The sequence below is a fragment of the Streptomyces sp. NPDC059003 genome (assembly GCF_042740445.1).
Classification (GTDB): Bacteria; Actinomycetota; Actinomycetes; order Streptomycetales; family Streptomycetaceae; genus Streptomyces.
Genome location: NZ_JBHYJH010000013.1, coordinates 1 through 26,527, shown reverse-complemented (window position 1 = coordinate 26,527; position 26,527 = coordinate 1). Strand labels below are relative to the sequence as shown.

24 protein-coding genes are annotated in these 26,527 nt (G+C 71.6%); 12 read left to right on the top strand and 12 right to left on the bottom strand.

The genetic code is table 11. From position 1 onward, the window contains the following. The first annotated feature begins 90 nt into the window (after positions 1 to 90). The 7 genes from ACFWZ5_RS08450 to ACFWZ5_RS08420 all read left to right on the top strand — a co-directional run bounded on the left by ACFWZ5_RS08450 (position 91) and on the right by ACFWZ5_RS08420 (position 7,519). Positions 91 to 1,095: a hemin ABC transporter substrate-binding protein gene (locus ACFWZ5_RS08450; protein WP_384796836.1), complete on the top strand. Its 1,005-nt coding sequence runs from the start codon at positions 91 to 93 to the stop codon at positions 1,093 to 1,095. A gap of 23 nt (positions 1,096 to 1,118) precedes the next feature. Next, the gene (locus ACFWZ5_RS08445; protein WP_384796878.1) at positions 1,119 to 2,183 is read left to right on the top strand and encodes a FecCD family ABC transporter permease; all 1,065 of its coding nucleotides are present in this window, start codon (positions 1,119 to 1,121) and stop codon (positions 2,181 to 2,183) included. Continuing rightward, positions 2,180 to 3,064, top strand: coding sequence for a heme ABC transporter ATP-binding protein (locus ACFWZ5_RS08440; protein ID WP_384796833.1), 885 nt, complete (start codon positions 2,180 to 2,182; stop codon positions 3,062 to 3,064). The genes ACFWZ5_RS08445 and ACFWZ5_RS08440 overlap by 4 nt, the downstream gene beginning before the upstream one ends. Before the next feature lie 99 nt (positions 3,065 to 3,163). Then, the gene (efeO, locus tag ACFWZ5_RS08435; protein WP_384796829.1) at positions 3,164 to 4,324 is read left to right on the top strand and encodes an iron uptake system protein EfeO; all 1,161 of its coding nucleotides are present in this window, start codon (positions 3,164 to 3,166) and stop codon (positions 4,322 to 4,324) included. A 15-nt stretch (positions 4,325 to 4,339) separates the two neighbouring features. Then, complete coding sequence (gene efeB, locus ACFWZ5_RS08430) at positions 4,340 to 5,608, top strand: iron uptake transporter deferrochelatase/peroxidase subunit (RefSeq protein WP_384796826.1); 1,269 nt, start codon at positions 4,340 to 4,342, stop codon at positions 5,606 to 5,608. Positions 5,609 to 5,612: 4 nt separating this feature from the next. Beyond that, positions 5,613 to 6,467, top strand: coding sequence for an iron uptake transporter permease EfeU (gene efeU / locus ACFWZ5_RS08425; protein WP_384796823.1), 855 nt, complete (start codon positions 5,613 to 5,615; stop codon positions 6,465 to 6,467). A gap of 77 nt (positions 6,468 to 6,544) precedes the next feature. Continuing rightward, positions 6,545 to 7,519, top strand: a complete 975-nt coding sequence (locus ACFWZ5_RS08420) for a hypothetical protein (protein ID WP_384796820.1) — start codon at positions 6,545 to 6,547, stop codon at positions 7,517 to 7,519. 83 nt (positions 7,520 to 7,602) lie between these two features. Here ACFWZ5_RS08420 and ACFWZ5_RS08415 read toward each other — a convergent pair whose 3' ends face one another. Beyond that, complete coding sequence (locus ACFWZ5_RS08415) at positions 7,603 to 8,349, bottom strand: bifunctional DNA primase/polymerase (protein WP_384796817.1); 747 nt, start codon at positions 8,347 to 8,349, stop codon at positions 7,603 to 7,605. 170 nt (positions 8,350 to 8,519) lie between these two features. Between ACFWZ5_RS08415 and ACFWZ5_RS08410 the strand changes: the two genes are divergently transcribed. Further along, positions 8,520 to 9,401, top strand: a complete 882-nt coding sequence (locus ACFWZ5_RS08410) for a glycerophosphodiester phosphodiesterase (protein ID WP_384796814.1) — start codon at positions 8,520 to 8,522, stop codon at positions 9,399 to 9,401. Here the strand turns inward: ACFWZ5_RS08410 and ACFWZ5_RS08405 are convergent. Continuing rightward, positions 9,388 to 10,020, bottom strand: a complete 633-nt coding sequence (locus tag ACFWZ5_RS08405) for a TetR/AcrR family transcriptional regulator (protein WP_384796811.1) — start codon at positions 10,018 to 10,020, stop codon at positions 9,388 to 9,390. The genes ACFWZ5_RS08410 and ACFWZ5_RS08405 overlap by 14 nt on opposite strands. Positions 10,021 to 10,194: 174 nt before the next feature. Here ACFWZ5_RS08405 and ACFWZ5_RS08400 point away from each other — a divergent pair, with 174 nt between their 5' ends. Together ACFWZ5_RS08400 and ddaH are read left to right on the top strand one after the other, a co-directional pair. After that, complete coding sequence (locus tag ACFWZ5_RS08400; RefSeq protein ID WP_384796808.1) at positions 10,195 to 10,374, top strand: DUF6243 family protein; 180 nt, start codon at positions 10,195 to 10,197, stop codon at positions 10,372 to 10,374. A gap of 208 nt (positions 10,375 to 10,582) precedes the next feature. Continuing rightward, positions 10,583 to 11,410: a dimethylargininase gene (ddaH, locus tag ACFWZ5_RS08395; RefSeq protein WP_384796805.1), complete on the top strand. Its 828-nt coding sequence runs from the start codon at positions 10,583 to 10,585 to the stop codon at positions 11,408 to 11,410. A gap of 103 nt (positions 11,411 to 11,513) precedes the next feature. Here ddaH and ACFWZ5_RS08390 read toward each other — a convergent pair whose 3' ends face one another. The 10 genes from ACFWZ5_RS08390 to ACFWZ5_RS08345 form a co-directional block, all read right to left on the bottom strand. Further along, entirely contained in the window at positions 11,514 to 12,527 is a 1,014-nt protein-coding gene (locus ACFWZ5_RS08390; RefSeq protein ID WP_384796802.1) for a small ribosomal subunit Rsm22 family protein, read from the bottom strand. Positions 12,528 to 12,653: 126 nt separating this feature from the next. Then, complete coding sequence (locus ACFWZ5_RS08385) at positions 12,654 to 13,721, bottom strand: serine hydrolase domain-containing protein (protein ID WP_384796875.1); 1,068 nt, start codon at positions 13,719 to 13,721, stop codon at positions 12,654 to 12,656. Positions 13,722 to 13,780: 59 nt separating this feature from the next. Beyond that, positions 13,781 to 14,968, bottom strand: a complete 1,188-nt coding sequence (locus tag ACFWZ5_RS08380; RefSeq protein ID WP_384890560.1) for a multidrug effflux MFS transporter — start codon at positions 14,966 to 14,968, stop codon at positions 13,781 to 13,783. A 90-nt stretch (positions 14,969 to 15,058) separates the two neighbouring features. Continuing rightward, positions 15,059 to 16,297: a hypothetical protein gene (locus ACFWZ5_RS08375; RefSeq protein ID WP_384890557.1), complete on the bottom strand. Its 1,239-nt coding sequence runs from the start codon at positions 16,295 to 16,297 to the stop codon at positions 15,059 to 15,061. Positions 16,298 to 16,410: 113 nt separating this feature from the next. After that, positions 16,411 to 17,355, bottom strand: a complete 945-nt coding sequence (locus tag ACFWZ5_RS08370; protein WP_384890555.1) for a DNA-processing protein DprA — start codon at positions 17,353 to 17,355, stop codon at positions 16,411 to 16,413. 419 nt (positions 17,356 to 17,774) lie between these two features. Beyond that, positions 17,775 to 18,557, bottom strand: coding sequence for a hypothetical protein (locus ACFWZ5_RS08365; protein WP_384890553.1), 783 nt, complete (start codon positions 18,555 to 18,557; stop codon positions 17,775 to 17,777). Between the two features lie 493 nt (positions 18,558 to 19,050). After that, on the bottom strand, positions 19,051 to 19,755 hold the full coding sequence (locus ACFWZ5_RS08360; protein ID WP_384890551.1) for a hypothetical protein: 705 nt from the start codon (positions 19,753 to 19,755) through the stop codon (positions 19,051 to 19,053). A 355-nt stretch (positions 19,756 to 20,110) separates the two neighbouring features. After that, the gene (locus ACFWZ5_RS08355) at positions 20,111 to 20,635 is read right to left on the bottom strand and encodes a hypothetical protein (RefSeq protein ID WP_384890549.1); all 525 of its coding nucleotides are present in this window, start codon (positions 20,633 to 20,635) and stop codon (positions 20,111 to 20,113) included. A gap of 366 nt (positions 20,636 to 21,001) precedes the next feature. Then, positions 21,002 to 21,565 (bottom strand): hypothetical protein, encoded by a 564-nt coding sequence (locus ACFWZ5_RS08350; RefSeq protein ID WP_384890547.1) that lies wholly within the window; start codon positions 21,563 to 21,565, stop codon positions 21,002 to 21,004. Between the two features lie 601 nt (positions 21,566 to 22,166). Beyond that, positions 22,167 to 23,342, bottom strand: coding sequence for an SMI1/KNR4 family protein (locus ACFWZ5_RS08345; RefSeq protein ID WP_384890545.1), 1,176 nt, complete (start codon positions 23,340 to 23,342; stop codon positions 22,167 to 22,169). 587 nt (positions 23,343 to 23,929) lie between these two features. Here ACFWZ5_RS08345 and ACFWZ5_RS08340 point away from each other — a divergent pair. Next, positions 23,930 to 25,267: a transporter gene (locus ACFWZ5_RS08340; RefSeq protein WP_384890543.1), complete on the top strand. Its 1,338-nt coding sequence runs from the start codon at positions 23,930 to 23,932 to the stop codon at positions 25,265 to 25,267. Between the two features lie 344 nt (positions 25,268 to 25,611). Beyond that, positions 25,612 to 26,262: a hypothetical protein gene (locus ACFWZ5_RS08335; RefSeq protein WP_384890541.1), complete on the top strand. Its 651-nt coding sequence runs from the start codon at positions 25,612 to 25,614 to the stop codon at positions 26,260 to 26,262. Positions 26,263 to 26,527 lie beyond the last annotated feature (265 nt).

The following is a 26,527-nucleotide window of genomic DNA, read 5'->3' as shown; positions in this document are numbered from 1 at the left end:
CTCCAGGTCTAGCTCGATAAGGTAAGGCTAACCTAAACTAAGATCACCTCAACGGGGAACCACACGACAGGACGGTGGACTTCGGTGCGCATGCCGCGCTCACTCCGCACGGTCGGCGCCTTGGCGGCCGTACTCGCGCTCGCCCTCACCGGCTGCGGCTCTTCGGACGACGCAGGCCCAGGCGGCGGCACGCCGCAGGCGAAGGCCGCCCACGCCGACCGGGTGGAGCCGCTGGCGGCGAAGCCCGCGGCGCGGCTCCCCGTGACCGTCACCTCCGCCGACGGCAAGAAGGTCACGGTGAAGGACACCCGCCGCATCGTGCCGCTCACCGGCAGCCTGAACGAGATCGTGTTCACGCTCGGGCTCGGCAAGAACGTGGTGGCGCGCGACATCACCGCGACGTTCGCGCAGGCCGAGAAGTTGCCGGTGGTGACCCGCGCGCACGACGTGTCGGCGGAGAGCGTGCTCTCCCTGAAGCCGACGGTCGTCCTCGCGGACACCACGACCGGTCCGTCCGAGGCCCTCGACCAGATCCGCGACGCGGGCGTCCCGCTCGTCGTCCTCGACCCGGCCAAGAGCCTCGCCGACGTCGGCCCGCGCATCGAGGCGGTCGCCCACGCGCTCGGCGTCGACAAGGCGGGGGCCGCGCTCAAGTCCCGTACGGAGAAGCGGATCGCGGCCGTACGCAAGTCCGTGCCCGCGCGGGGCAAGAAGCCGCGCGTGGCCTTCCTCTATCTGCGCGGCTCGGCCTCGGTGTATCTCCTTGGCGGCCGTGACTCCGGCGCGAGCTCGCTCCTCGAAGCCGCGGGAGCGGTCGACGCGGGCAAGGAGTCGGGGCTTGAGAAGGACTTCACCGCCATCACCAGCGAGGCCCTCGCCAAGGCCGCGCCGGACGCGATCCTCGTGATGACGAAGGGGCTCGACTCGGTGGGCGGCGTCGACGGGTTGGTGAAGATCCCGGGCGTGGCCGAGACCCCGGCGGGCATCGACCGCCGCGTCGTGTCGATCGAGGACGGCGTCCTGCTGAACTACGGGCCGCGCACCGACCGGGTCCTGAAGTCGCTCGTCGACCAGCTCTACAAGGACGCCAAGTGACCCTCGCCACCAAGCCGGTCGGCGTGGCCGCGCCCCCGGCGGACGCCCCGCGCCGCGCCCGCCGCGGCGCCCCCTACCTCCTGACCGTCGGCCTGGCCTGCTCGCTCGTCGTGCTGTGTCTGCTGTCGGCGGGGATCGGCGCGTACGACATCCCGCTCGGCGACGTCCTCGCGTCCGCGCGGCACAAGGCGGGGCTCGGCGGGCACGCGCTCGACCGGGTCGCCGAGAGCGTGCTGTGGAACGTGCGGTTCCCGCGGGTGGTGCTCGCGCTGCTCGTGGGCGCGTCGCTCGGCTGCGCGGGCGCGCTGATGCAGGGCGTGTTCGGCAATCCGCTGGCCGAGCCGGGCGTCATCGGGATCTCGTCGGGGGCGGCCGTCGGCGCGGTCGCCTCGATCGCGCTCGGCCTGAGCTTCTTCGGCAACTGGACCGTGACCGTCTGCGCGTTCGTCGCCGGCCTCGCCACGGTCCTGCTCGTGTACGTCCTCTCGCGCGAGGGCGGCCGGACGGAAGTGGTGACGCTGATCCTCACCGGCATCGCCGTGAACGCCTTCGCGGGCGCGCTGATCGGCCTGTTCATCTTCTTCGCCGACAACGCGCAGATCTCGCAGATCACGTTCTGGCAGCTCGGCTCGCTCGCCCAGGCCACCTGGCCGAAGGTGCTCGCCGTGCTGCCGTGCGCGGCGGCCGGGCTGCTCGTCGCCCCGCTCCACGCGCGCAAGCTGGATCTGCTCGCGCTCGGCGAGCGGCCCGCGCGGCACCTGGGCGTGGACGTCGAACGGCTGCGGATGGTGCTCGTGCTCGTCGTGGCGCTGCTGACCGCCGCGGCCGTCGCCGTGGCCGGAATCATCACGTTCGTGGGTCTGCTCGTGCCGCATCTGCTGCGCATGGCCGCCGGACCCGGGCACCGGTTCCTGGTGCCGGGGAGCGCGCTCGCCGGTGCCGTGGTCCTCGTCGGCGCCGACCTCGCGGCCCGTACCGTCGCCGCGCCCGCCGAACTGCCGCTCGGCGTGCTCACCGCGCTGGTCGGCAGCCCGTTCTTCTTCTGGCTGCTCCGCAGGACCCGCCGCAAGCACGGAGGCTGGGCATGACGACCCTGATCACACGCCTCGGCCGGGGGCTCCTCGGCGGCCGCGAGCGCGCGCTGCCCGCACCGGTCGCGCCCGGCGAGGTGCTCGCCGAGGCCGACGAGCTGCGGGTGGGGCTCGGCGGCCGCGAGGTCCTGAAGGGCGTCTCGGTGGCCGCCCGCGCGGGCGAGGTGCTCGCCCTCGTCGGGCCCAACGGGGCGGGCAAGTCGACCCTGTTGGCCGCGCTCGCCGCCGATCTGCCCGCCGACTCCGGTGTCGTACGCGTCTGCGGCCGCCCCGCCGCCGAGTGGCCCGCGCCCGACCTGGCCCTGCGCCGCGCGGTGCTGCCGCAGTCCGCGGTGCTGTCCTTCCCGTTCCCGGTCGAGGACGTGGTCCGGATGGGGCGGGCGCCGTGGGCCGGTACGCGCCTGGAGGAGGACGACGACAAGGTGGTGGCCGCGGCGATGGCGGCCACGGAGGTGAGCGAGTTCGCCGCGCGGCCGTTCTCCGCGCTCAGCGGCGGCGAGCGGGCCCGGGTCGCCCTGGCGCGGGTCCTCGCCCAGCGCGCGCCGCTGCTCCTGCTCGACGAGCCGACGGCGGCCCTCGACCTGCGCCATCAGGAGCTGGTCCTGCGGATCTGCCGGGAGCGCGCGGCCGCCGGCGACGCCGTGGTGGTCGTCCTGCACGACCTGGGGCTCGCGGCGGCGTACGCGGACCGGGCGGTGGTGCTGCACGGCGGGGCGGTGGCGGCGGACGGCGCCCCGGCGGACGTGTTTGGCGAGAAATTGCTCACGGAGGTGTACCGGCAGCCCATCGAGGTGTTCCCCCATCCCCGCACAGGAACACCGCTGGTCACACCGCTGCGCGGCCGTTACGAGGAGGGGCGATTTCAGGACAGCGCTTGACCTGCGCTTTACTCCCCCGTGGCCGTGACCGAAGTAAAGCTCAGCTAAGTTAGGGTCCCCTCACTGGCACGGTGCCAGTCCCCGACCCCTGGAGCTCGCATGCGCCGCGCCCGCATATCCGTCGTGACCGCAGCCGCCACCGCGGCCGCCCTCGCCGCCGTCACCGGCTGCACCGAGAAGAGCGACGCCAAGGGCGGCTCCGGCGCCGTCAGGGTCACCGCGAGCGACGACAAGTGCGAGGTCTCGAAGAAGGAGTTCCCGGCCGGGCACGTGGAGCTCGCCGTCGAGAACAAGGGCTCCAAGGTCACCGAGGTCTACGTCCTCTTCCCCGACGACCGCATCGTCACCGAGCGCGAGAACATCGGCCCCGGCACCAAGCAGACCCTGACCGCCGAGGTGAAGGCGGGCGACTACACCATCGCCTGCAAGCCCGGCATGAAGGGCGACGGCATCCGCCAGAAGGTCAAGGCCACCGGCGGCGGCAAGACCGCCAAGCGCGACCCGCGCCTGGACAAGGCGGTCGCCGAGTACCGCGCGTACGCGCAGGCGCAGGCCGACGAGACGCTCCCCAAGGTGAAGGTCTTCACGGACGCGGTCAGGAAGGGCGACCTCGATGCCGCGAAGAAGGCGTACGCGCCCTCGCGCATCGGCTGGGAGCGCACCGAGCCGGTCGCCGAGTCCTTCGGCGACATCGACCCGAAGGTGGACGTCCGCGAGGACGGCCTCGCCGACGACCAGGACCCCGAGAAGGACTGGACGGGCTGGCACCGCCTGGAGCGCGCCCTGTGGCAGGACAAGAAGATCGGGCAGCGCGAGAAGGACCTCGCGACCCGGCTCGACAAGGACCTCACCGACTGGCGCAAGCGCGTCGGCAAGGCGGTGATCACCCCCACGTCGATGGCCAACGGCGCCAAGGAGCTCCTCGACGAGGTCGCCACCGGCAAGGTCACCGGCGAGGAGGAGCGCTACTCGCACACCGACCTGGTCGACTTCAAGGCGAACGTCGAGGGCGCCGAGAAGGCGTACGCCCTGCTGCGGCCCGTGGCGGCCGAGAACGAACCGGCGCTCGCCAAGGAGCTCGACAAGCAGTTCGCGGCCCTGGACAAGCTGCTCGACCGGTACCGCAAGGACAAGAGCGGCTACGACTTCACGTCCTACGACAAGGTCGGCAAGGCGGACCGCAAGGAGCTGCAGGACGGCGTGAACGCGCTCGCGGAGCCGCTGTCGAAGCTGGCCGCGGCCGTCGTCAAGTCCAAGTAGCGGCAAGGGGGAACGATGACTGAGGACAACTCCCGCACTCCGTCCCGGCGTTCGCTGCTCGGCTGGGGCGGCGCGGGGCTCGCGCTCGGCGCCGCGGCGGCGGGCGGCGCGGTGGCGATGACCCGCACCGACGGCGGCGCCGACGACGCGGTGCCCGCCGCCGCGGAGGGCGCGGCCGTCGCGTTCCACGGCGCCCACCAGGCGGGCATCGCGACCGCCGTGCAGGACCGCCTGCACTTCGCGGCGTTCGACGTGAAGACGGACGACCGCGAGGAGTTCGTCGCGCTGCTCAAGGAGTGGACGAAGGCGGCCGCGCGGATGACCGCGGGGCAGTCGGTCGGCGAGGGCGCGTTCGGCGGGCTCGACGAGGCGCCGCCCGACGACACGGGCGAGGCCCTCGGCCTCAAGCCCTCACGGCTGACCCTGACGATCGGCTTCGGGCCCTCGCTCTTCGAGAAGTACGGGGAGCGGTTCGGCATCGCGGGCAAGCGGCCGAAGGCCCTGGTCGACCTGCCGAAGTTCCCCGGCGACAACCTCGACAAGGCGCGCAGCGGCGGCGACCTGTGCGTCCAGGCCTGCGCGGACGACCCGCAGGTCGCGGTGCACGCGATCCGCAACCTGGCGCGCATCGGCTTCGGCAAGGTCGCCGTCCGCTGGTCGCAGCTCGGCTTCGGCAAGACGTCGTCGACGACGCCCGACGCGCAGACCCCGCGCAACCTCATGGGCTTCAAGGACGGCACCCGGAACGTCTCCGGCACCGATGACGACCAGCTGGCCAAGCACGTCTGGGTCGCCGGGAAGGACGGCCCGGACTGGATGGTCGGCGGCTCCTACCTCGTCGCGCGGCGCATCCGCATGAACATCGAGACGTGGGACCGCACCTCGCTGCGGGAGCAGGAGGACATCTTCGGCCGCGACAAGGGCGAGGGCGCCCCGGTCGGCAAGGCCAAGGAGCGCGACGAGCCGTTCCTGAAGGCGATGAAGCCCGACGCGCACGTGCGGCTCGCGCACCCCGACTCCAACGCCGGCGCGACGATCCTGCGCCGCGGCTACTCGTTCACCGACGGCACCGACGGGCTCGGCCGCCTGGACGCGGGCCTGTTCTTCCTCGCGTACCAGCGGGACGTGCGCAAGGGCTTCATCCCGGTGCAGCGCTCGCTCGCGGCGACGGACGCCCTCAACGAGTACATCCAGCACGTGGGTTCGGCGGTCTTCGCGATCCCGCCCGGCGTGCGCGACAAGGACGACTGGTGGGGCCGCGCGCTGTTCACCGGGAAGGCGTGACGCCGTGTTCGGCAACTATCTGATCGGCCTGCGCGAGGGCCTCGAGGCCAGCCTGGTCGTGTGCATCCTCGTCGCGTACCTGGTGAAGACGGAGCGGCGGGACGCGCTGGCTCCGGTGTGGACCGGCATCGGTGTCGCGGTGGCCCTGTCGCTCGGCTTCGGCTGCGCGCTGACGTTCGGCTCGCAGGAGCTGACCTTCGAGGCGCAGGAGGCGCTCGGCGGCTCGCTGTCGATCCTCGCGGTGGGCCTGGTGACGTGGATGGTCTTCTGGATGCGGCGCACCGCCCGGCACCTCAGGGCGGAGCTGCACGGCAGGCTCGACGCGGCCCTGCAGATGGGCACGGCCGCCCTGGTCGCGACGGCGTTCCTCGCCGTCGGGCGCGAGGGCCTGGAGACCGCCCTGTTCGTGTGGGCGTCGGTGCGGGCGTCGAACGACGGCACGCACGCGCCGCTCGCCGGCGTGATCCTCGGCCTGCTCACGGCCGTCGCGCTCGGCTGGCTGTTCTACCGCGGCGCCCTGCGCATCAACCTGGCGAAGTTCTTCACCTGGACCGGCGCGATGCTGGTCGTGGTGGCGGCGGGCGTGCTCGCGTACGGCGTGCACGACCTCCAGGAGGCGCGGTTCCTCGGCGGCCTGGAGAACAAGGCGTTCGACATCAGCACGACGGTCCCGCCGGACAGCTGGTACGGCACGCTCCTCAAGGGCGTGTTCAACTTCCAGCCCAACCCGACGGTCCTCCAGGTGATCGTCTGGTCCCTGTATCTGGTGCCGGTCCTCACCCTGTTCCTGCTCCCGTCCCGGGCAAGCTCCCGCAAACCGGCCCCGGAGCCCGTGAAGGCCGACGCCGCCGGTTCCTGAGCCCGGCGCCCGGCCGCTCGCGCGGCGCCGGGCCCCGGTAGGGTTCGGGCCCGGGAAGGGGAAGGTGAAGGGGTCCGATGATCAGGGTTCGCAGGGTGGGGCGCCTCGCTGCCCCGGCGGCGACGGCGGTCGCCCTGTCGCTGGCGGCGAGCGGCTGCGTGACGGTGCACGGTGAGCGCGAGGTCATCCCGACGGCCACGAAGGCCGAGGCGGCCCGCGCCCTCAAGAGCTTCCTCTCCGCGTACAACAAGGCCGACAAGGCGTACGACCCCGCGCTCGACGCGGCCCGCGTCACCGGGCCGCTCGGCGCCATCAACCAGGCGGGCCTGAAGGCGCGGCAGGCGCAGCACCCGGACGGCAACTCCCGGTACGTGCCGCTCGAACTGACGGATGTGAAGTACTCCATCCCCAAGAAGGCGGGCTGGCCCCGGTTCTTCGTCGTGGACGCGGCCGCCAACCGCAAGCCGCACGGCTACCGCTGGCTGATCGTCTTCACCCGCGGCAGCGGGGACCAGCTGTGGGAGGCCACCTATCTGAACCTGGTCCTGCCGGAGCGGATCCCCGCCCTGAAGAAGGACGAGGACGGGTACGTGGAGCCGGTCGCCGCCGGCCGGGCGGGCCTCGCGGTGCCGCCGCGGCGGCTCGGCAAGGAGTACACGGCGTTCCTGAAGTCCGGCGGCGACACGTTCGCGGCGGGCCCGCACACCTCGCAGTGGAAGGCGGCCCGCGACCGGAACAAGCGGCGGCTCGGCCTGGCCGTCCAGTACCTCGACGACCCGCGGAACGACGGCGCGTTCGCCCCCGTCGGCCTGCGCACCCGCGACGGCGGCGCCCTCGTCTTCTTCTCCACCCACCACTACGAGAAGCAGACCGCGTCGACGGGCCGCAACGTCCCCGTGGAGCCGGACGTCAAGGCCCTGATGAAGGGCGACGCCAAACAGTCCGTCACCCTGGAACGCGTCTCGAACCAGCTCTCCCTGACCCCGAAGGGCAAGGGAAAGGTGACGATATTGAGCCGGATGCAGGGCTTGGTGGGCGCGAAGGGCGAATGACCGGCCGTCCCTGCTGTGGGCAATCGTCCCGCAGGGCGGGACGGGTGGGCACAGCCCACGACCAGGGCACCCTAAGACCAGAGTCAGCCCCTCAGGGGCCAGGCGGCCGCATCCTCCCGGGGCTCCCCCGCGTACCGAGCACACTCATCGGTAAGGATCTCAAGCAAGGTCAGAGGATCAGGAAGCGGAAACTCCGGCCCCCGCACCCAGCTGACCGCAAGGTCACCCGGCAGTCGCGCAGGCGGCACCAGCACATAAGACCCACGACAGTGCCACCGCAGCCCCGGATGCTCATCCATCGTCTCGGGATGACAGTCGAGCTCGCACGGCCACCACTCGTCCTCGTCCTCCGGCGTACCCCGCGTGGTGGTGAAGAAGAGCATCCGCCCGTCGTCGTGCGCCCCCGCGGACTCGGCCACGGGCCCCACGTCGACGCCCTGCGCGAGCAGCCGCTCCAGGGCGGGCCGCCCCGCGTCGAGGGGGACGTCGAGGACGTCGTGCACCATGCCCGTCGCGGTGATGAAGTTGGCCAGCGGCTGGTGCCGGGCCCAGCGCTCGATCTGGGCGCGGTCGGTCGTGGACTGCGTCTGCCAGGCGAAGGACACGGGGTGCCGTGCGGGCGTGGGGCAGCCGATGCGGTCGCAGGAGCACCGGTATCCGGCCGGGTGCGCGGCGGGGGCGAGCGGCAGTCCCGCCGCGGCGACGGCGAGCAGCAGGTCCTCACGGCGCGCGCCTTCGGCGGCACCGTCCGTGCCCGCGCGGCCGCGCCGGCGAAGCCACTGGGAGATCCTGCCCTGCGCGCCGGACGTCCGGCCGAACTCTGCGCCCATCTATCCCCTCACCTCGCCGTCGTGCGGAACAGCATGACCTATGGTCCCACCATCCTGCTCCTCGGGTGGCCGTAGCCCACATCCGGGGTAGCTGGGGTGATGCAAGGCTCTGGGTGACATAGCGCGTCATTGCGCACTAATAGGGGATTTTCGCTCCTACGGTGGTCGCCATGGTCACACGGACTGTGCTGTCAGGAGTCGCCGCCCTGGCCCTCACCGGGCCGACCGCCTTCCTGACCCCGCTGGAGTGGGGTGGCGGCCCGCTCACCGTCGACGCGCTGCCGCCGGTCGTCTACACGGCGCACCGCGGCGGCGCCCTCGAAGTGCCCGAGAACAGCATGACCGGCCTGATGGCCGCGTTCGAGCGGGGCACGGCGCAGGTCATCGACTTCGATACGCGGATACTGCGCGACGGCACGATGGTGGTGATGCACGACGCGACCCTGGACCGCACGACGTACAGCGCGGGCCCGGTGCGCAGGCTGTCCGGCGGCGACTGGCAGGGCGTGCGCCTGCGGCCGCCGCGGCACGTGCCGGGGCGCTGGCGGGCGGAGCGGCCGCCGACGGTGGCGGAGGTGCTCGACCGGTTCGGCGGCCGGGTCATGCTGATGCTGGAGGCGAAGGACCCGGAGAGCGTGACGAAGCTGGGCGCGATGATCCACGCGCGGGGCCTGGCCCGCTCGGTGTTCGTGAACTCCAACAAGCCGTGGGTGGCCGAGCGCGCGCACCACATCGGCCTGCTCTCCCAGCTGTGGCGCTCGCGGAACCAGATGCGCCACGACCGCCCGGAGCGCTGGGCGCGGTTCGTCGACGTCCTGGACGTGGACTACAAGGCGCGCGACCGGGACCTGATGCGGGCGGTCAACTCGGGCGTCCCGCGCGTGTGGGCGCACACCGTGACCACGCCGCGACAGCGCGACCGCGTCCTGCGGCTCGGCTGCAACGGCGTCATCACGGACGCGCCCGGGCTGCTCTCGCGTACGCCGATCAGGGGCGCCGCGCACGGCAAGGGAGGGCGCGGCGGCAGGGGCGGCCCGGTCAGCGGGGCGTGATGCCGTACAGGGCGTACTCGACCAGCTTGTCGGCGTACTCGTGGGTGAGCGGGCCCGTGCGCTGCAGCCAGCGCTGGGCGAGGGGTCCGGTCCACAGTTCGAGGGCGACGCGCGGGTCGATGTGGGCCGCGATCTCGCCGCGGTCCTGGCTGGCGCGCAGCCGCTTCACGTAGAGCTGGAGCTGCGGTTCGAGCAGCTTCTCGACGAATTCGGCGCCGAGGGCCTCGTTGACGACGCCCTCGGCGGCCAGGGCGCGGGCCGGCGCGTCGAACTTGGGGTCGGTCATCTCGTCGACGGTGGCGCGCAGGACGAACTTGAGGTCGGCCTCCAGGTCCCCGGTGTCGGGGATGTCCTGCTGCGGCTCGGCGAGCCCAGCCTGCTCGCTGAGCTGGGCGCTGGCCTGCTCGGCGAGGTCGAGGAAGGCGTCGAGGAGGACCGCGCTCTTGGAGGACCACCACCGGTAGATGGTCTGCTTGCCGACGCCGGCGCGGGCGGCGATCGCCTCGATGGTCATCTTGCCGTAGCCGACCTCGCCGACCAGGGCGAGAGCGGCGTCGTAGATCGCGCGGCGCGAGCGCTCGCTGCGGCGCGTGGAGTCAGGGGCGGTTTTCTGAGCCATGCCGTCGAATGTAGCAGCGCCACGAGACGCTCCGTCTCACCTAGCGCCGAGGCCGCCGCAATTCCCTCGACAAGACGCCCCGTCTCGTCTACAGTCGAGGGCATCGACGAGACGATACGTCTCGTAAGAAATCGAGGCGCCCCCGGACGGGGACGCGGATACGGAGGTGCGGACATGGCGCGAGGCGGATCCGGAATGCTCGGCGTGGGCGGTACGCGCAGCAACCTCTCCCGCAAGGCCCTGCGCGGCGGCCGGGGCGCGGGGCGCGTCGGCGGCGGGCTCAGCCCGCAGGAGCAGAAGCGAGAACTGCTGCGCAGGCTGCAGGAGGGCCGGTCGGCGAACGACGGCTCGTAACGAGGGCCCGTGTCGGCGGCACGTACCAACAGCCCCTGCGGACAGCCGTGTCGACAGCCGCATGACAGCGGTGTCGACGGCCCATTTCGCAGGTTCATGAAGAAAATCCCGCGCGCGACACTGTGCAAGGGGCGCAGATCACTGCGCGAAGGCTCCTCAGACCGCACCATGGGCAGCAACAGCCCCTGCGGTTCGTGAGGAGCCTTCATTGCACCGAGTTGCCCGGCGCGCCACACCCCGGCGCTACCTGATGTGCCCACCCGCGCACTTCAAGGTCACGTACTCCATCAACCCGTGGATGGACCCCGCGAAACCCGTGGACGTCCCCCTCGCCGTCGCCCAGTGGGAAGACCTGCGCGACCGCTACCGCTCGCTCGGCCACACCGTCGAGGAGCTCACACCCCACCCCGACCTGCCGGACATGGTCTACGCGGCCAACGGCGCCACCGTCGTCGACGGCCGGGTCCTCGGCGCGAGCTTCGCCCACCCCGAGCGCCAGGCCGAGGCCGCGGCGCACCTGGAGTGGTTCCGCGCCAACGGCTTCGCGCACGTCCACGAGCCGACCCACATCAACGAGGGCGAGGGCGACTTCGCCGTCACGTCCTCGTACGTCCTCGCGGGCCGCGGCTTCCGCGCCAGCCCGCTGTCCCACGGCGAGGCCCAGGAGGTCTTCGGCCGTCCCGTGATCGGGCTCGACCTGATCAACCCGCGCTACTACCACCTGGACACCGCCCTCGCGGTCCTGGACGACACGACGGACGACGTCATGTACTACCCGGGCGCGTTCTCGCCGGGCAGCCAGGCCGTGCTGAAGCGGCTGTTCCCCGACGCGCTGATCGCCGAGGAGGCGGACGCTCAGGCGCTCGGCCTCAACGCGGTGTCCGACGGTCTGCACGTGCTGCTCCCGCAGGCCGCGACCGGTCTGTTCGAGCCGCTGCGCGAGCGCGGCTACGAGCCGATCGGCATGGACCTGAGCGAGCTGCTCAAGGGCGGCGGCAGCGTGAAGTGCTGCACGCAGGAGCTGCGCGAGGGCTAGTCCCTTCCGCCGACCATGGGTGCGGGTGGCCGTGCGCCGCCCGCACTTTTGCATGCGGCAGCTGTACGTGCGGCCGTGTCCCGTACAACGGGACGGGGGCCGGTCACGCCTCGTCGGCGGGCCAGGCGTCGCCCCACTCCACGTCGCGGGCCTCCCGGTAGCGCTGGCCGTGGCGCTTGGTCACCGTCTGCCCGCGCAGGACGCCGTCCGCGTCGCACAGTTCGAGGAGGACCTGCCCCTTGCGGATCTGCGGCTTGCGGACGACGCGGCGCGCGGCGGGTTCGAGCCCTTCGGCCGCGCCGCCGTCGCCCCGGACCGCCGCGACGTAGCTGAACTTCTCGTCCTCGTACGCCAACGAGCCGCCCTTGACCTTGCGGTGCAGCGAGGAGCGGCTCACCCGGGCCGAGAAGTGGCACCAGTCCGTGCCCGGCACGATCGGGCAGGCGGCGCTGTGCGGGCAGGGCGCGGCGACCTCGAACCCGGCCGCGACCAGGCGGTCGCGGGCCTCGATGATCCGGGCGTAGCCGTCCGGGGTGCCCGGCTCGATCACGACGACGGCGTCGGTGGCGGCGCGGGCCGCGGCGTCCACGACCGACGCGCGGTCGTCGTCCGTGAGCTCGCCGAGGACGTACGAGATGGTGACGAGGGCGGTGGGTGCGAGGGTGAGGGTGGCGCCGATGCGGGCGCGCTGCCACTGGGACGAGGCCAACTCGCCGTTGGCGGCGGCCAGTTCGCGGCCCAGGGTGAGGGCGGGCTCCGCCCAGTCGAGCACCGTGACGGGGCGCTCGCCCGGCCAGGTGGCGTTCACCGCCCAGGTCGCGGCACCCGTGCCGCCGCCGACGTCCGTGTGGCCGGTCGGCGCCCACCCCTGCGGGGTCGTCTCGGCGAACGCGCGCAGGGCGGAGTGGACCGCCTCGAAGGTGGCGGGCATGCGGTAGGCCGCGTAGGCGGTGACGTCGGCGCGGTCCCGTAGGACGGGGGCCGTGGTCGGGGTGGTTCCCCTGTAGTTGGCGATCAGCCGCTCCACCGCCTGGGCGGCGGCCCGTGGGGGGAGGTCCTCCAGGAGGCCGGCGAGGGCGGTGCGGAGGGTGTCTGCGGGGGAAAGGTGGTCGTGCACCTGGCGATTTTAGACTCCCCCACCCCGCCCCTTCCCGAACTGGGGGCTCCGCCCCCAGGCCCCCTTCCATCCGGCGCTGCGCGCCTCGTCCTCAAACGCCGGACGGGCTGGATCTTCCGGCAAGATTCAGGGGCGCACCGCGTGGGCCAGGGTCGTGGCCGCCTCGGCGCGGGGTGCGTTGGACGCGGGGCGCCGTCGGGGGTGGACCGTGTTGGCCAAAAGGATCAGGAAGGCGTCCGAGGCGGGGTCGAGGACCAGGGACGTGCCGGTGAAGCCGGTGTGCCCGGCGGCCCCGCGCCCCGCGAGCGCCCCCATGAACCACTCCTGGTCGACGGCGAAGCCGAGCCCCGGCGCGGCCAGCATGAGGTCGACGTACGCGGGCCCCAGAACGCGCGCCGCCCCGTACGCACCGCCGCACAGCAGCGCCCGGCAGAACACGGCGAGATCCCGCGCCGTGGAGAACAGCCCGGCGTGGCCCGCCACGCCCCCGAGGGCCCACGCGTTCTCGTCGTGGACCTCGCCGCGCAGCATGCCCCGGTCGGCCTTGGCCCAGGGCGTGCGCTGGTCCTCGGTGGCGGCGGCGCCGGGGCAGGGGCCGAACCGGGTGGCGGTCATGCCGAGCGGCCGGGTGATGCCGTCGCGCACGAGGGCGTCGAGGGGGCGGCGGGTGACGCGCTCCAGGACGTGCTGGAGGAGGAGCAGGTTCAGGTCGGAGTAGAGGTGGGCGCCCTGCTCGTGGGACGGCGCCTCGGCGCGCAGGGCGCGCAGCCGGGACGGGGCGTCGGGCAGGGAGTACAGGGGCAGTTCGGGCCGCAGGCCCGAGGTGTGGGTGAGCAGCTGCCGCACGGTGATGCCGTGCCGGGCGGCGGCCGTGAACTCGGGCAGGTACCGCGCGAGCGGCCGGTCGAGCCCGATCGCGCCGCGCTCCAGCTGCTGCACGGCCGCGACGGTCGTGAACAGCTTGGTGAGCGAGGCCAGGTCGAAGGGCGTGTCGACGGTCATGGGCACGCGCCGCTCCGGCGGCAGCTCGACGCCGGCGTCGGCGCGCTCGTCGTACGCGGCGTACCGCACCGCCCAGCCCGCCGCCTCCTCCACCGCGATGACCGGCCCGCGGCCCGCGAGCACGACGGCGCCCGCGCACCACGGCCGCGGCCCGCGCGTCAGGTCCTTCACGTCGCGTACGAGGCGACGCATCCCGTCGGCGTCGAGTCCGGCGCGGTCCGCGGTGCCCGGGCGCAGGACCCGGGGCGCGGTCAGCGGTCCGTCTCCCGGTCCTTGACCGTCCGGGGCTCGTGGGTCGTGTGCTGCCACGGGCGGCACAGTCCCACGAAGCAGCCGACGGCCGCCAGCGCGCACGCCAGCTGGACGACGGCCATCGGCACGGCCGTCCTCTCGCCCGCGACGCCGACGAGCGGCGAGGCGACCGCGCCGATCAGGAAGGACGAGGTGCCGAGCAGCGCGGACGCGGAGCCCGCGGCGTGCTTGGTGCGCATCAGGGCGAGGGCGTTGGTGTTGGGCATGGCGAGGCCCATCGCCGACATCAGGACGAACAGGCCGACGGCGATCGGCGCGAGCCCGACGTCGCCGAAGACACCGGTCGTCATCAGGAGCAGCGCGGTCGCGGCGACGGTGATGACGGTCAGGCCGAAGGCGAGCGCCTTGTCGAGGCTGACCCGGCCGACGAGCAGCTTGCCGTTGATCTGGCCGACGACGATCAGGCCGACGGAGTTCACGCCGAACAGGAGGCTGAAGGTCTGCGGGGACGCGCCGTAGATCTCCTGGATGACGAACGGCGACGCCGAGATGTACGCGAACAGCGCGGCGAACGCAAAGCCGCCCGCCACCATGTAGCCCGTGAACACGCGGTCCGCGAGCAGCCCCCGCATGGTCCGCAGGGCCTCGCCGACCCCGCCGCCGTGCCGGTCACCGGGCGCGAGCGTCTCCGGCAGGCGGCGCCACACGAGGAGCGTCAGCGCCACGCCGATGACCGTCAGGACGACGAAGATGCCGCGCCAGTCCGTGAGGCGCAGGACCTGGCCGCCGATGAGGGGCGCCACGATCGGGGCCACGCCCGAGATCAGCATCAGCGTGGAGAAGAACCGGGCCATCTCCACGCCGTCGTAGAGGTCCCTGACCACCGCCCGCGCGATCACGATCGCGGCCGCGCCCGCCAGGCCCTGGACCAGGCGGAAGGCGACGAGGAGCGCCGCGGTGGGCGCGAACGCGCAGATCGCTGTCGCGAGGACGTACACGAGGAGGCCGATGAGCAGGGGCCTGCGCCGGCCCCACTTGTCGCTCATCGGGCCGACCACCAGCTGGCCGAGGGCCATGCCGAGGAGGCAGGCCGTGAGGGTGAGCTGGATGGTGGCGGCCGGGGCGTGCAGCGCGTCCGTGACCTCCGGCAGGGCCGGGAGGTACATGTCCATGGACAGCGGGGGCATGGCGGTGAGGCCGCCGAGGATGAGGGTGACGAGGGTGCCGGTCGCCACGTGGCGGGGGGGGGGGGGTGGGGCCCCCCCCCCACGGCTGGGTCATGCGTTGAGCGGCACGTATCGCGAGTACGGTGCAAAGTCGGTGCGCTCCGTGGCGGTGACGTAGAGGGTGAGGCCTTCGGCCTCGGCTGTCGCTAGGCCCCGGCGCAGCAGTGTTTCGATGTCCCGCAGCGCGCGGTTGCGGCTCTGCTGGCCTTGCGGTGCCCACGGCTGGTCTGGGTGCAGCCGGGTCTCTAGCCGGTAGGTGTCTGCGAGTTCGGGTACCCAGGCGAATCCGCAGTCGTCGGCGAGGACGATGCGGGCTCGGGTGCTGCGCTCGGGACGGCGCACCCACACCACCGTGCGCTGCGGGTCGTCGTTGGCGACGGTGAGGCCGCTGGTGCTCAGCGTGTGCTCGTAGGCGTTGAGTACTGCTTGGACAACGGGGAGGTCACGGGGCTCGTAGGGCGCATGCAGGGGGGCCTGCCGGTTGTGGCTGTGGATCACCATCACGTGGTCGGGTTCGAGGGGTGAGGCAGTCACGCAGAATCCCCACGCGGTGTCCTCCCCGCTGGCCGCCGCCAGCGGTGCGTATCCGCCGTGGCGCAGGAGGCCTGCGACCTGGTGGACGAAGTCGTCGGCTTCTGGGTCACACCCCAGGGCGGGGGCGGGGAGTTCTGGCAGGTCGAGGTCGTGGGGTGCCTGGAACGGTGCGGCGTCGTGGAGCGGTGAGTGCTCCCGCAGCCAGCCTGCCTTTTCCATGGCGGCGATGCACCGTGTCATCAGTGCGCGCCATTGGGCGGCGTTCTCCCGTTGCCCGGGGTAGGGCTGGTGCCGGTGGCCTGCCGCGTGGACGATGATGCGCACGCTGCGGGGATCGCCGTCGGCGGCGAACACCAGGGCGCCCTGGCCGTCCTGCATTCCTTTGGGCAGCAGCGGAACCTGTGCGGCGTGCAGTACCTGACGGGCGCGGCGTACGGCGGGGGTGTGGGCGAGGAACTCGCCGCCCAGTTCCGTCTCGCCGCGGCTCTCCCATCCGGCGGCGTTCAGTGCCTTTCGGGCGGCTGCCATGAGGCGGACCCATTCGGCGCGGACGTCGTTCAACTGGTGTATCGCCCGGGGGAGGCGTTCGTTGCCGTTGATAACGGGTACGACCCGCACACGGTCGGCGAAGTGCCGCGCGCGGCACACTCGGACGCCGTCCCCGGTGCTGGTCTTGTCGAGGACGGGGAGCGAGGCTGCGCGCAGTGCGGTGGCCGCATCGCGGATGTGGAAGTCGGTCAGGGCTGAGGTGGGCATAGAGGTCCTCCGGGGCGCGTGTGTGATGGCAGGGAAGAGACGAGGGGAATGCAGTGGGGTGGCCGCCCCCCGGCCGGTGCGTGCAGAGCCCCGGCCGGGGAGCGGCTGCTGGGTCAGACGTCGCCCGTACGGGTTGCGGGGCCAGCCGTGGGCTGGCTGGCGGTGTCGGAGTCTTCACGCAGGTGGGTGAGGACCTGGTCGATGTCCCGGGCCTCGGTGATGGCGTAGGCCCGGCGGTCGCGGATCAGCCTGTTCACCGCATTGGACTGGGGTGAGTCGATGGGCCCGGGCACGGCGAACACCGGACGTCCTGCGGCCTCTGCTGCCGCGGCCCGCTTGTTCACAGCGCAGTCCTCGACGATGACGGTGCCCAGGCTCAGGTGCGCCATCAGTTCTTGGCGCTGCTGCTGACGGGTGATGCTGGTGGGCACGCCCTGGGCGTACATGCTGACGACGAGTCCGCCCTCGGCGACGATGTGGTCGGACTGTTCCCGGGCGCCGCGGCCGGTGTGGAGGCCTGCGGAGCACACGGCGACCGGCACCGCCTGTGCCGTCCCGCCGTGCGCTGCGCTGAGCAGTGCGGCGTGGCTGATGCCGCAGCTGATGAGTGCAGTGATGACGCTATACGTCATGTCGGCGAGTTCGTAGGCGAGGGTCTCGGCGACGTCCGTGCCGTATTGGGTCGGAGCGTTGGTGCCGGTGATGGCGACTGAGCGGGCGGTCGCCTCGGCGAGTGAGGGCTTGCCCCTCACCAGCAGGCCCAGCGGGGTTGTGGGGTCAAGGGCATTGAGGGCTTCGGGCCACTCGGCATCGCCGGGCAGGAGAAACCGGGCTCCTTCTGCTTCGGCACCGTTCAGGATGAAGTCGCGGTGGTTGATGATGGATGTGTACGTCTGCTGGCTGGTCCCGCCGTGGGCGGCGCGCTTGCGCAGTGCCTCGATGGCATCGACGGCGGTGGACTTCTCCAGGAGGAGGGCCGCCGTCTCGTGGCCCACTGCGTGGATCAGGCAGATGCGGGTCACTCGTTCGGCTCGGGAATCGGGGGCGGTAGAACGCATGCTGGGATGCCTCATTTCGTCGGGGTAGGTGGTGCCCGGGGCTTGTGGCGCGGTAGCCGGGAGTGCCCTTGGTTCCGTGCTGGGCTGGCTCGGTGCCCGGGGCTGGCAGAGCGGCCCTTCGTCGGCTGGAGAGCAGCGGGGCCGGTGTCGCGGTAGGACGCTAGGTGTTATCGGCTGTCCGCGGGACGCCGCTGACCTGCGAATTCGCGCAGGCTTTGAGGGAATGGCTCTGGGGTGGGCGCGGCAGGGGGCCCTGCGGTTGTCGCCTGGGGTGTGGTCGCGCGGAGCAGGCGTGCGCAGTGGTGTGGTGGGCAGCCCCGCGCTGGGATTCGCGAACGGCCAAGGTGGTGCGGCGGCCCTCGCCGGGTGCGGTCACACGGGGCGAGGGCCGGTGCGGATGGGGCGTGGGTGTGTCGGTGTCAGTGCAGGGTGGGGTGCGCGAAGGTCCAGCCGTCGGTGGCTCTGTTCACCACTGTCCAGCCGTTGGTGGTGAGCGCGTCCTGGTAGGCGTGCATCCATGCATCCCAGCGTTTGCCTTCGGGCGAGTGGGCCGGGCGGCGGTGCAGTCCCGAGCTGACGCGGGAGACGATCACTTGGTTGTCGTGGTCCGCGACCGGCCGGACCCAGGCGGCGGACGCCCTGGAATCGGGTCGGGCCACGGGCGCGAGGATGGTGTCGGGTATGGCCTCGGCAATGATCTGTTGTGCCCAGGCCACCACGAGCGGGCAGATGCTGATGCTGCGGGTCCTGAGTCGGTCTCTGAGTCCGCTGGATGTGTAGGCGGGGATCTCCGCATGCCAGAAGGCCCCGCTGTGGTGCAGGCTCAGCCGCGGGGAAGCGCCTGCCCACAGCAGCTCGGGTCCGGCCTCCCGACGGGCCTGGTCAAGGAGTTGGCGGGCTGGCGCCCCGGTCATCGTGATGGCGTCGTGGCCGGTCTGGCGGACTTCGTAGCGGGTTTCCTCGTTGAGGGCTTGCAGGGCGCTGGCTTCACCAAGCGCTGCGCGTCGCACCCTGATCATTTCTGTGGCGATGGCCTGTGTGGCTTCTCGCCCGTTGTGGTAGGTCCAGAAGTGATAGAGGGGCTGGGGCGCGTCGTCGGCCCGGAGCTCAACGACGACGCGGGGGCCCTCCCGGCGGATGTTGACGGTGTGCCCGTCCAGGCTCGGCAGCTGCTCAGGTTCAGTCATGGTGGTGGCCTCCACACGTGCGCAAGAAGGTGGGGCGGGCTCCTGCTGGGGTGCTCCGCCGTTGAGGACACCGTGGAAGCTATGGCCCGGCAGCTTCCGGCGACGGATCGGTGAGCAGCCAAAATGCGGCAGCTGCGGGGCCGTTGGCGGTGCGTGGGCATGTGACGTGCTCCAGCGGCAGCTCGAAGGCCAAGGGGTGCGTGCACAGGTGGGCTGCTGGCCGGGAGTCGGCCGAGTACGACAAGGGCCGACACCCTATAGCCTGGGCCCGTACTTCTCGCTGGAGGACACGGTTTCTGTCTGCTGAACTCATGAACAGTGATGTGCGGTCTGACCGGAAGGCTCGCGGTCACTGTCATGGCGGCCGGGGCAGTGACCGGTCCTGCGCCTGCGCCTGCGCCCAGGTTGATCCTGGTGTGGCGCTGCTGGACCAGCGGCTCAGCCGGACTCCTTCGGGCAAGGTGCGCTCCTCCGCCCGCAGGCGGAGGAGCAAGGGCTCAGCCGACGGTCACGGGATCACCCAGTACTTCGAGGCCACGCCGTAGAGGGGTATCTCCCGTCCGCTGGCGTCCTTTCCGTAGCGGAGGCTGTGCTCCGTGCGCAGGGCGATGATGGTCAGGGGCTGGCCCGTGGGCCGGGTGCGGTCATTCGCCGGGCGAAAGCCGCGCTCGGTCTCCTCGCCAAGGATCTGGAAGGGAAGCTTCATCCCCTTCAGGGTGCGCCACTGCGGCGACTGTGAGGCCTGTGCCTTCTCGTGCTGTTTGCGCAGGGCCAGTGCGGCCTGGCCGGTCAGTTCGGCGTCGTCGTCGGTCACGGGCGCCAGGTACACCGCGTGAGGCCCTTTGGCCTGCCACCGCGTCGCCAACTCATCTGCGGCATCGAGGACCTCGGCCAGCGAGATCCCCAGGGCGCGGGCGAGGTCTTCTCCCGAGCGGGGGTGCAGTGCGTCGATCGCATCTGCTGCCTCCTGCAGGGAGTTGTAGAAGCCGACGATGCCGTTGCGCAGGCCAGCCTTCAGCGACCAGGCGGCGAAGGGGCGGCGGCGCAGTCCTGCCGCCGTCTCATCGAAGATCACGCCGATGTGTGCGCGGTTGAGCCACACATCGAACTGGGGGATGCTCTGCCGCAGTTGCGGAGTCACCACCAGCTCACCAGGGGCCGCTTCCTGGACGGCTTGAGGCGGGGGTTCATCGTCGAAGTCAGCGGTGGTCATACCGGGCTCCTTGCTGTGGCTGTATCAACTGGATGCATTGGCGTCTGCGCATGGCGGTCGGCATGCGGGCAGCGCGGTGTCCACATGGCCCGCCCGTTTCCATGACGGGGGGCTTGCGGCCCCGGCCCGTGGGGCCAGGGCCGCCTGCTTGGGGAATGTAGGCCTGGGCGCCAGGGTGAGCCCAGCCTGTGACCTGCTACTTCGCAGCCGCGGCCGGTTGAGCGCACTGGCAGGGACCGTCCTCCCCAGTCGCAGACGTTCAGTGCGCGGCCGGTTTGGGTGCGTGTGGCCGCTCCGCGAGGGCAGTGACCGCCGTCTGCACGGTGGCCACTGCCCTGCCTGGGTGTGCGGCGCTCTAGTCCTCCTGCGCCGTTGCTGGGGCGGCAGTCAGCAGGTCCATCGTCTGGCGCTGGCCGAACTGGCGCAGGAGGTACTCCAGCTGTGCGTCGGCCCCTGCGTCGGTCGCCCTTGCTTCCTGGGCGGCTGCTGCACCGTGGATGGCGTTGCTGAGGTTTTCCGCAGTGATGCCGTGGTCCTGGCAGTAGCCGGTCAGCCACCTGACTGCGGCAGCCAGGTCCTGCGCAGCGGTCGCCCCGGGTTCGGGGGCGAAGGTGTCCAGGATGCGGCACTGATCGCCCGGCTGGGCGTCTTCCAGACAGCCGCAGTCGCCGCGGCTGTCTGGATGCTCCAGGAGGTGGATGTAGCACGTGAGGCTGGCCCCGGAAGCGGTGTTGAGGGTGTCGAGTTCGTGTCGGATCTCCTCGAGTTGAGCTCGTGTGCTGACGAGGTCGGGAAGGTTGTCGGCGATGCCGTCCCAGCTGTAGGCGATGCCGTCGCGTTCGGCATACAGGCTGTAGGTGGACGCAGGATGAGGTTGCACAGGACCTCCAGTTGGCGAGATCGGATTCCAGCAGGCGCAAGGGCGCTGCCGTGCGGCACCGAAGGGCGCGGCCACGTGCTCCAGGGGCTCACCGGGAGCGGTGGAACGCTACTGGGGATCGCTGCTGATTGGGTCGCCGGTGACCTGCGTAAATGAGCGAACGGGGAGGGTCCGCCCGGTGGGTGGCCGGTGTACGCGAGCCGACCGTAGGCAGACAAGAGAGAGGACCGAGAGGATCTCGTCCTGAGCGCGGGCGCTCTCAGCGCCGCGGTTGTCGTGCAGGGCGCCGGTGGCGGAGCCCAGGCCCGATCGCGGCCTCGTGAGAGCGGTGGCCGGCCTCGCGGCGGCCCTTGCCGACCGGCCCGGTCAGGATCCTGGCGCGCCAGGGCCCGTGCAGCGCGATGCCGGGCAGCTTCGGTTTGCAGCGGGTAGCCGCGCCCCGTTGACGGCGTCGGCGGCCCGGCAGGGCAGGATGTCGATTGCCGCGCCGGGGTGCCCGTGGCCGAGGGCACGTGTCATGCCGTTGTACTGCGTGGCGGTGGGAGTGGGCCACTGATCGCTGGGCTGTCGGGGCCAGGTGCGCGTGAGCCAGAGCCACGTGATCACCATCGAGTCTCCGGCAGTGGCCACGGTTGCCGGGTCGGTGTCGAGTCCATGCGCCAGGCGTTCACCGACGAGCGGAACCGCGAGGGCACGCAGGTGTTCAGGGCCTTGCTCGCAGTGTTCCTGGAGCGCGTCAAGGGGCACCGTGGCAGGGCTCGACCCGGTGTGCTCGGCGAGTGCATGCAGGACGACGGCCAGGAGCCCGCGTATGGCGACGTAGTCCCAGTGCTGCTCGGTGCGCAGGCTCGGCGGGTGGTCCGCCGCAGCAATGTGCGCGGCGCGTTCCAGTGCCTGATCCCACCGGGCCGCGTTCGAGGACGCATTCATGTGCCGAGCCTATGACGCCGTGTTGCCCCTTCGGAGACTCATCGGCGTCGGGGAGGTCGCGATCGTGGCGATGGCCTCGGGGAGCTGCTCGCGCGGGACGGTCTGCTCGATCAACGACCAGGCGTCGGAAACCGAGACCATCTCGGTGCCAACGTGGCCTCGTGGGACGCCAGGACAAGAGTGTCGCCAACAAGGAGACAGCAGGAGCGAACCGACTGAGACCCAGCCGACGCCACGCTGCGCCAGCAGTGGGAGGCCACCGTCCTCGAGTTCGCAGGGCACACCGCCGCGGCGACGACGCTGACCCCGGCCGACTCACCGTGGTGTCTGGAGTCGAAGGCCTGGGCAGCGGCTCTGCGCCGGGGTGCGGAAGGAACGCTCGAGGCGCACGGTGGACTCGGCGGCTGCCTGCAGGCCGGAATCGAGCGGCAGACAGTCTGAGCGTGCGGCTGCAGAGCCGGCCACTGGTTGCGGCGACTCGGGCAGGCTGCCGCTCTGGTACTCACCAAGAATGGCACCGGCTTCCGCTGCACCATGCGAGCATGGCGCAGGGTCCCGCCCGGCGCCGCGGGCGGGGCCCACACCACACGATCTGGGTGGACTACTCATCCCCGTCTGTCCAGACAAGGGTTCCTGGGAAGTCGAGATCCACGTCTGTGGCCTCCCATTCCTCGTCACCGGACGTCCTCGCGATCCACGGGGGCGGTGAGACTAGAGCGTTGCCGACCAGCTCCAGCACGCTGGCGAGGCATCTCCACAGCGGTCCTTCGAACCAGCGGTAGCCGGCGTCCTCGATGTCCCATTCACCGATGCGGCCCGTGCGTGTGTTGACGACGAGCTTGGTCACATTCAGCGCGCCGATGGGGACGATCCGGCGGCTGTCGTACCGGCCGTACAGGTCGTCCTCAAGCCGGTACTCAAGCGAGCCGGCGTACACCTGAGCGATCTGCTCAACCCCGTAGAGCACGAACCCGGGCGGGATGATGTCGGTCCGCCCTGAGCCGTCATGGCGCAGGAGCGACCGTTCGATGTCGTCCGGCAGCCGCACCCCGATACGCTCATACAGGCTTTCCAGGTCGGCCCGCGTACACGGTTCCGGCAACGGATCCTCTTGGGGAGCCTGCTGGGCCAGCCACCGTTCGATGTTCTCCCAGGACTCCTCAACGGGTGTCTCGTCGCCTTTGGGGCCCCACTCATCAAGGCCTCCCGGGACGTTGTCGGTCCAGATCAGCCGTCCAGGGATGTGCGGCCACACGCACGTGGCCTGCCATTTTCCATCATCGCGCGTGAACCAGGGCGGTGGTGAGGCCAGAGCGTGCCCGGCGTTGTCCAGCAGACTGCAGAAGGAGGATCGCCACAGCGGCGGCGGGTCCTCGAACGGGCCGTAATACGGCATTCTGCTCCCCCAGTGCCCCATGCCCCCTGTCCTGGTGTTGACCACGAGCTTCGTATCGCCCATCCCGCCGACAGGCACGATCAGACTCCCGTCGAACGGCCCGTATCGATCCCTCCCGAACCTGCGCTCGGGTGAATTGCCGTGTTCCCGCGCGATCTGCTCGACGTCGTACAGGACGAAACCCGGTGGGGTGACGGCGGTGTGCCCGGAGCCGTTGTGCCGCAGCAATGAGCGTGCGACGTCCTCAGGCAGCCGCACGCCGAGGCGTTCATGCAGGCGTTCCAGGTCTGCATGAGTGCAGGGCCCCGGGAGGGGGGCTTCCTCGGGGGCATGCTGGGCTATCCAGCGTTCGATCTTCTTCCAGGACTCCTCAACGGACACGATCCCTGCCCCTCCACTCAATCAACAATGACGGCGCTCGGCCCACATCCGCGCCGCTCGGGGCCGCCTGGCCGATCAGCAGGCATCGGCGAGATCCTCAAGCTCGTCGGCGAGCTGCCGCTCGGGATGGTGGACCTGGACGCCGTCGATGCCGTCGGCCTTCCAGTCGGTCAACGACGTCACGGAGCGCCCTCCACCAAATGAAGATCGCCCTTAGCGTCAGGCACCCGGCCCTGCTCGGCAAGAAGGTTGCCCATCATCGTTACCGGACGGGCGTCCACCAACTGGCCGGATCGGGCCTGTCGTCGGCTCGCGGCGGCACGGCGGAATCTCAGCGCTTCGCCTGCTTGCTGTTCGCCCCCGGAAGTCCGCCACCGTCCCACGCAGCCGGAACCGGCCCAGGGCGCCCGGGGAGGCGCTGCGTCCTGCGGAGCGGGAGGCCGCGCGGCGGCTTCCCGGGGTGCGGGAGTGGTCGGCGTGCTCTCCCGGCGGGCCTTGCCGCTGTAGCGCTGGCGCCGCAAATGTCACTGCCCAGCGGCAGGCGTGCGATGGCCGTGTGGTGTGTCCGTGCGGCGTAGGAGCCAGATGTGGTCGTCACCCCCGTTCAGTCCGGGCCCTCAGCCGTCGTCGGGCTGGAACCCGCAGTGGGCTACCGGGAGTTGCTGCGTCTTCGGTACACCGTGCGGCTGCTGGGCAGCACGCTGACTGGGCGTCTACCGAACGCGATGGCCCCCAGCGCGGTGCTGATGGCGGCCGCGCAGGAGAGGGGGTCGCTGGCCGCTGGCGGAGGCCTTGCCGGCGCGTATCTGGTGGCGTTCGCAGTGGGTCAGCCGGTGCTGGGCAGGTGTGCTGACCGGTTCGGATTCGTACTCCCGCTGCTGGGAGGTGCGGTGTGCGCGGCGGCTTGTCTCGGCGCCCTCGCGTGGTTCGGCACCGCGAGCCTGCCGCTGGCCCTGGCATGGACGATCGCGGCGGGATTGTTCAATCCCCCGCTCGAGGGCTGCCTGCGGGTGCTGTGGCCGACGGTGCTGCCCGGGTCGCAGGCGGCCCGCGCCGCGTATCTCCGCGTGGCCTACGCGCTGGACAACGGAAGCCAGGAGGCCGTGTACGTGGTGGGCCCGCTGCTTGCCGGGGCACTGGCAGCGCTGTCACCACAGGCAGCGCTGGGAGGCACGGCCCTTCTGGGATTGGGTGGTGCCTTCTCCCTCGGATGCTCGCGACCGGCGCGCGTGTGGGTGCCTGCCTGCACCGGGGGCAGAGGACGGTGGCTCGGGCCTCTGGCGTCACCGGCGGTGCAGGGGTTGTTGGTCACGATGGTCTGCGCGGGCACTGCTGTGGGGGCGCTGCGGGTCTGCGCCCTCGCGCATGCCCAGCACAGCGGGGCCCTGTGGCTGCGGGGTGCACTGCCCACCCTGTTCTCGCTGGGCGGGCTGGTGGGCGGGCTGCTGTACGGGGCGCGGGGGTGGTGGGGTGCCCCGGTGCAGCACCTGCGGCTGCTCGCCGTTGGTGGCGCGGTGGCGTGGCTGCCGATGCTGGCCCTTCCCACGCCCGGGTTGGCGGCGTTGTTGGTGACACTGCCTGGGGTGTGCTTCACCACGATGCTGTGCGTCGGCTGCCTGCTTTTGAACGCGGCTGCTCCGCCGGGAACGGGGGCAGAAGCCTTCGGCTGGCTGATTGCGGCGGTCAACGCCGGTCTGGCACTGGGCTCCGCGGTCGCAGGCATGGCCGGTGGGAGTTACGCGGTCTGTCTCCTGGCCGCTGCGGCGGCCGCCGCGGTTCTCGCCGCGACGGGAGGCAGGCTCCAGGGACGGCACGGCGCGGTCCCTTTGCGTCCGTGCTCAGGCCGCGGTGGACTCGCGGCGCGGGATGCGGGCACGGGCACAGAGGTGACTGCCGTGGGTAGCAAGGGCAGCAATGCGGCCTGAGCGCGGTGGCGGGACGCAGTTCGCGACAGCGAACACGAACTGCCCGGCGGCGCGCTGCCCCGACCCCTGCTGGCCGCTCCAGCACGAGAGCCCGCCTGCACAGGACGCCCGCGACCGAGTCACGAGCGGATGCGGGCTGATCGCTGAGTTGTAGGTGCCGGCTGGTAAGCTCGGCGCGGCGCACCTCGTTTGTGCGTGCCGGCCCGGGCCCACCCTCGAAGCACCGGTGAACCGTGCTGCCGCGCGGGGGCGAGCGACGACTGGTGCCCTTTTTCAAGCCGTGCACCCTGGCCATGCTCGTGGTGGGACGAACAGCAGGCGTCAGGGTGTGACGAAGGAGAAGGATGTCCTCCAGCAACACCACCAACCAGGAGCGGGTCGCCCGTGCGCTGAACCGCCTGACCGGCTGCGGCTACCAGAAGGCCCTGCAGCGCGTGAGGGCCGCGGCCGCCGCCGGCCAGCTGCCCGCCAAGCTCGACCATGTCGGCCGCGACCAGGCTGTGCGGGAGCTCGCCAAGGGCCACTCCCGGCCCGACCTGACAGCCGTGCCTGGCGAGCAGGACGCGGGCGACGAGCAGAAGCACCAGGTGCCGCCGGACGATCTGCTCGACCTGATGATGGAGACGCACCAGGCAGCGGAGAGGCTGCGGGCCCTGCGGGACAAGGAGCGGACCGTCGCGGCCATGCGGGCGCAGAGGGACGAACGCCTGAACTTGGAGCGGCGGCTGGAGCGCGGCGGCGAGGACAAGACGGTCATCTCTCAGCTGGCCCGCCTACTCGGCGGGCAGCAAGGCGCGGACCGGGTCCTGGCAATCGACATGGACCCGCTCCCCTCCTCGCTGGGCTGGCTGCGGCACGCGGCCGCGCTGTCGCCGGAGCCCGGGTACAAGCCGGTGTTCGTCGATGTGAACACCCTGCCGTCCCGCGCCCCCGAACTGACGCCGCGGGAGAAGGAGGAGCTGCTGCGCCAGCTCACGTCCGACGACCCGCAGTAGCCCTGCCTGGTGGTGGCCTGACGCAAAGGCAGGCCACCACCAGGTCAGCGCCCATCGACACCGCTGCAGGCCGGGCCGCAACACATGGGTGCACATGGGTGCACACGCCTGCCCACGCCATCGAAGTCGGGCTGACGCCCGGGGAGCGCTAACGCTCCCCGGGCGTCAGCCGCACCCTCTGGCTGCGGGAGCAGCGGGCGGCTCGCACGGCCGCTGTGCAGGAGAGCTAGGGGGCTTTTGGTGTGCGCGGGCGGGCCTCCAGGCC

Bases quoted from the DNA above. Each gene is read 5' to 3' on its own strand.
- ACFWZ5_RS08450 (WP_384796836.1), top strand. From the start codon at position 91: ATGCCGCGCTCACTCCGCACGGTCGGCGCCTTGGCGGCCGTACTCGCG.
- ACFWZ5_RS08440 (WP_384796833.1), top strand. From the start codon at position 2,180: ATGACGACCCTGATCACACGCCTCGGCCGGGGGCTCCTCGGCGGCCGC.
- efeO (WP_384796829.1), top strand. From the start codon at position 3,164: ATGCGCCGCGCCCGCATATCCGTCGTGACCGCAGCCGCCACCGCGGCC.
- efeB (WP_384796826.1), top strand. From the start codon at position 4,340: ATGACTGAGGACAACTCCCGCACTCCGTCCCGGCGTTCGCTGCTCGGC.
- ACFWZ5_RS08420 (WP_384796820.1), top strand. From the start codon at position 6,545: ATGATCAGGGTTCGCAGGGTGGGGCGCCTCGCTGCCCCGGCGGCGACG.
- ACFWZ5_RS08415 (WP_384796817.1), bottom strand. From the start codon at position 8,349: ATGGGCGCAGAGTTCGGCCGGACGTCCGGCGCGCAGGGCAGGATCTCC.
- ACFWZ5_RS08410 (WP_384796814.1), top strand. From the start codon at position 8,520: ATGGTCACACGGACTGTGCTGTCAGGAGTCGCCGCCCTGGCCCTCACC.
- ACFWZ5_RS08405 (WP_384796811.1), bottom strand. From the start codon at position 10,020: ATGGCTCAGAAAACCGCCCCTGACTCCACGCGCCGCAGCGAGCGCTCG.
- ACFWZ5_RS08400 (WP_384796808.1), top strand. From the start codon at position 10,195: ATGGCGCGAGGCGGATCCGGAATGCTCGGCGTGGGCGGTACGCGCAGC.
- ACFWZ5_RS08385 (WP_384796875.1), bottom strand. From the start codon at position 13,721: ATGCGTCGCCTCGTACGCGACGTGAAGGACCTGACGCGCGGGCCGCGG.
- ACFWZ5_RS08380 (WP_384890560.1), bottom strand. From the start codon at position 14,968: ATGCCCCCGCTGTCCATGGACATGTACCTCCCGGCCCTGCCGGAGGTC.
- ACFWZ5_RS08375 (WP_384890557.1), bottom strand. From the start codon at position 16,297: ATGCCCACCTCAGCCCTGACCGACTTCCACATCCGCGATGCGGCCACC.
- ACFWZ5_RS08370 (WP_384890555.1), bottom strand. From the start codon at position 17,355: ATGCGTTCTACCGCCCCCGATTCCCGAGCCGAACGAGTGACCCGCATC.
- ACFWZ5_RS08360 (WP_384890551.1), bottom strand. From the start codon at position 19,755: ATGACCACCGCTGACTTCGACGATGAACCCCCGCCTCAAGCCGTCCAG.
- ACFWZ5_RS08350 (WP_384890547.1), bottom strand. From the start codon at position 21,565: ATGAATGCGTCCTCGAACGCGGCCCGGTGGGATCAGGCACTGGAACGC.
- ACFWZ5_RS08335 (WP_384890541.1), top strand. From the start codon at position 25,612: ATGTCCTCCAGCAACACCACCAACCAGGAGCGGGTCGCCCGTGCGCTG.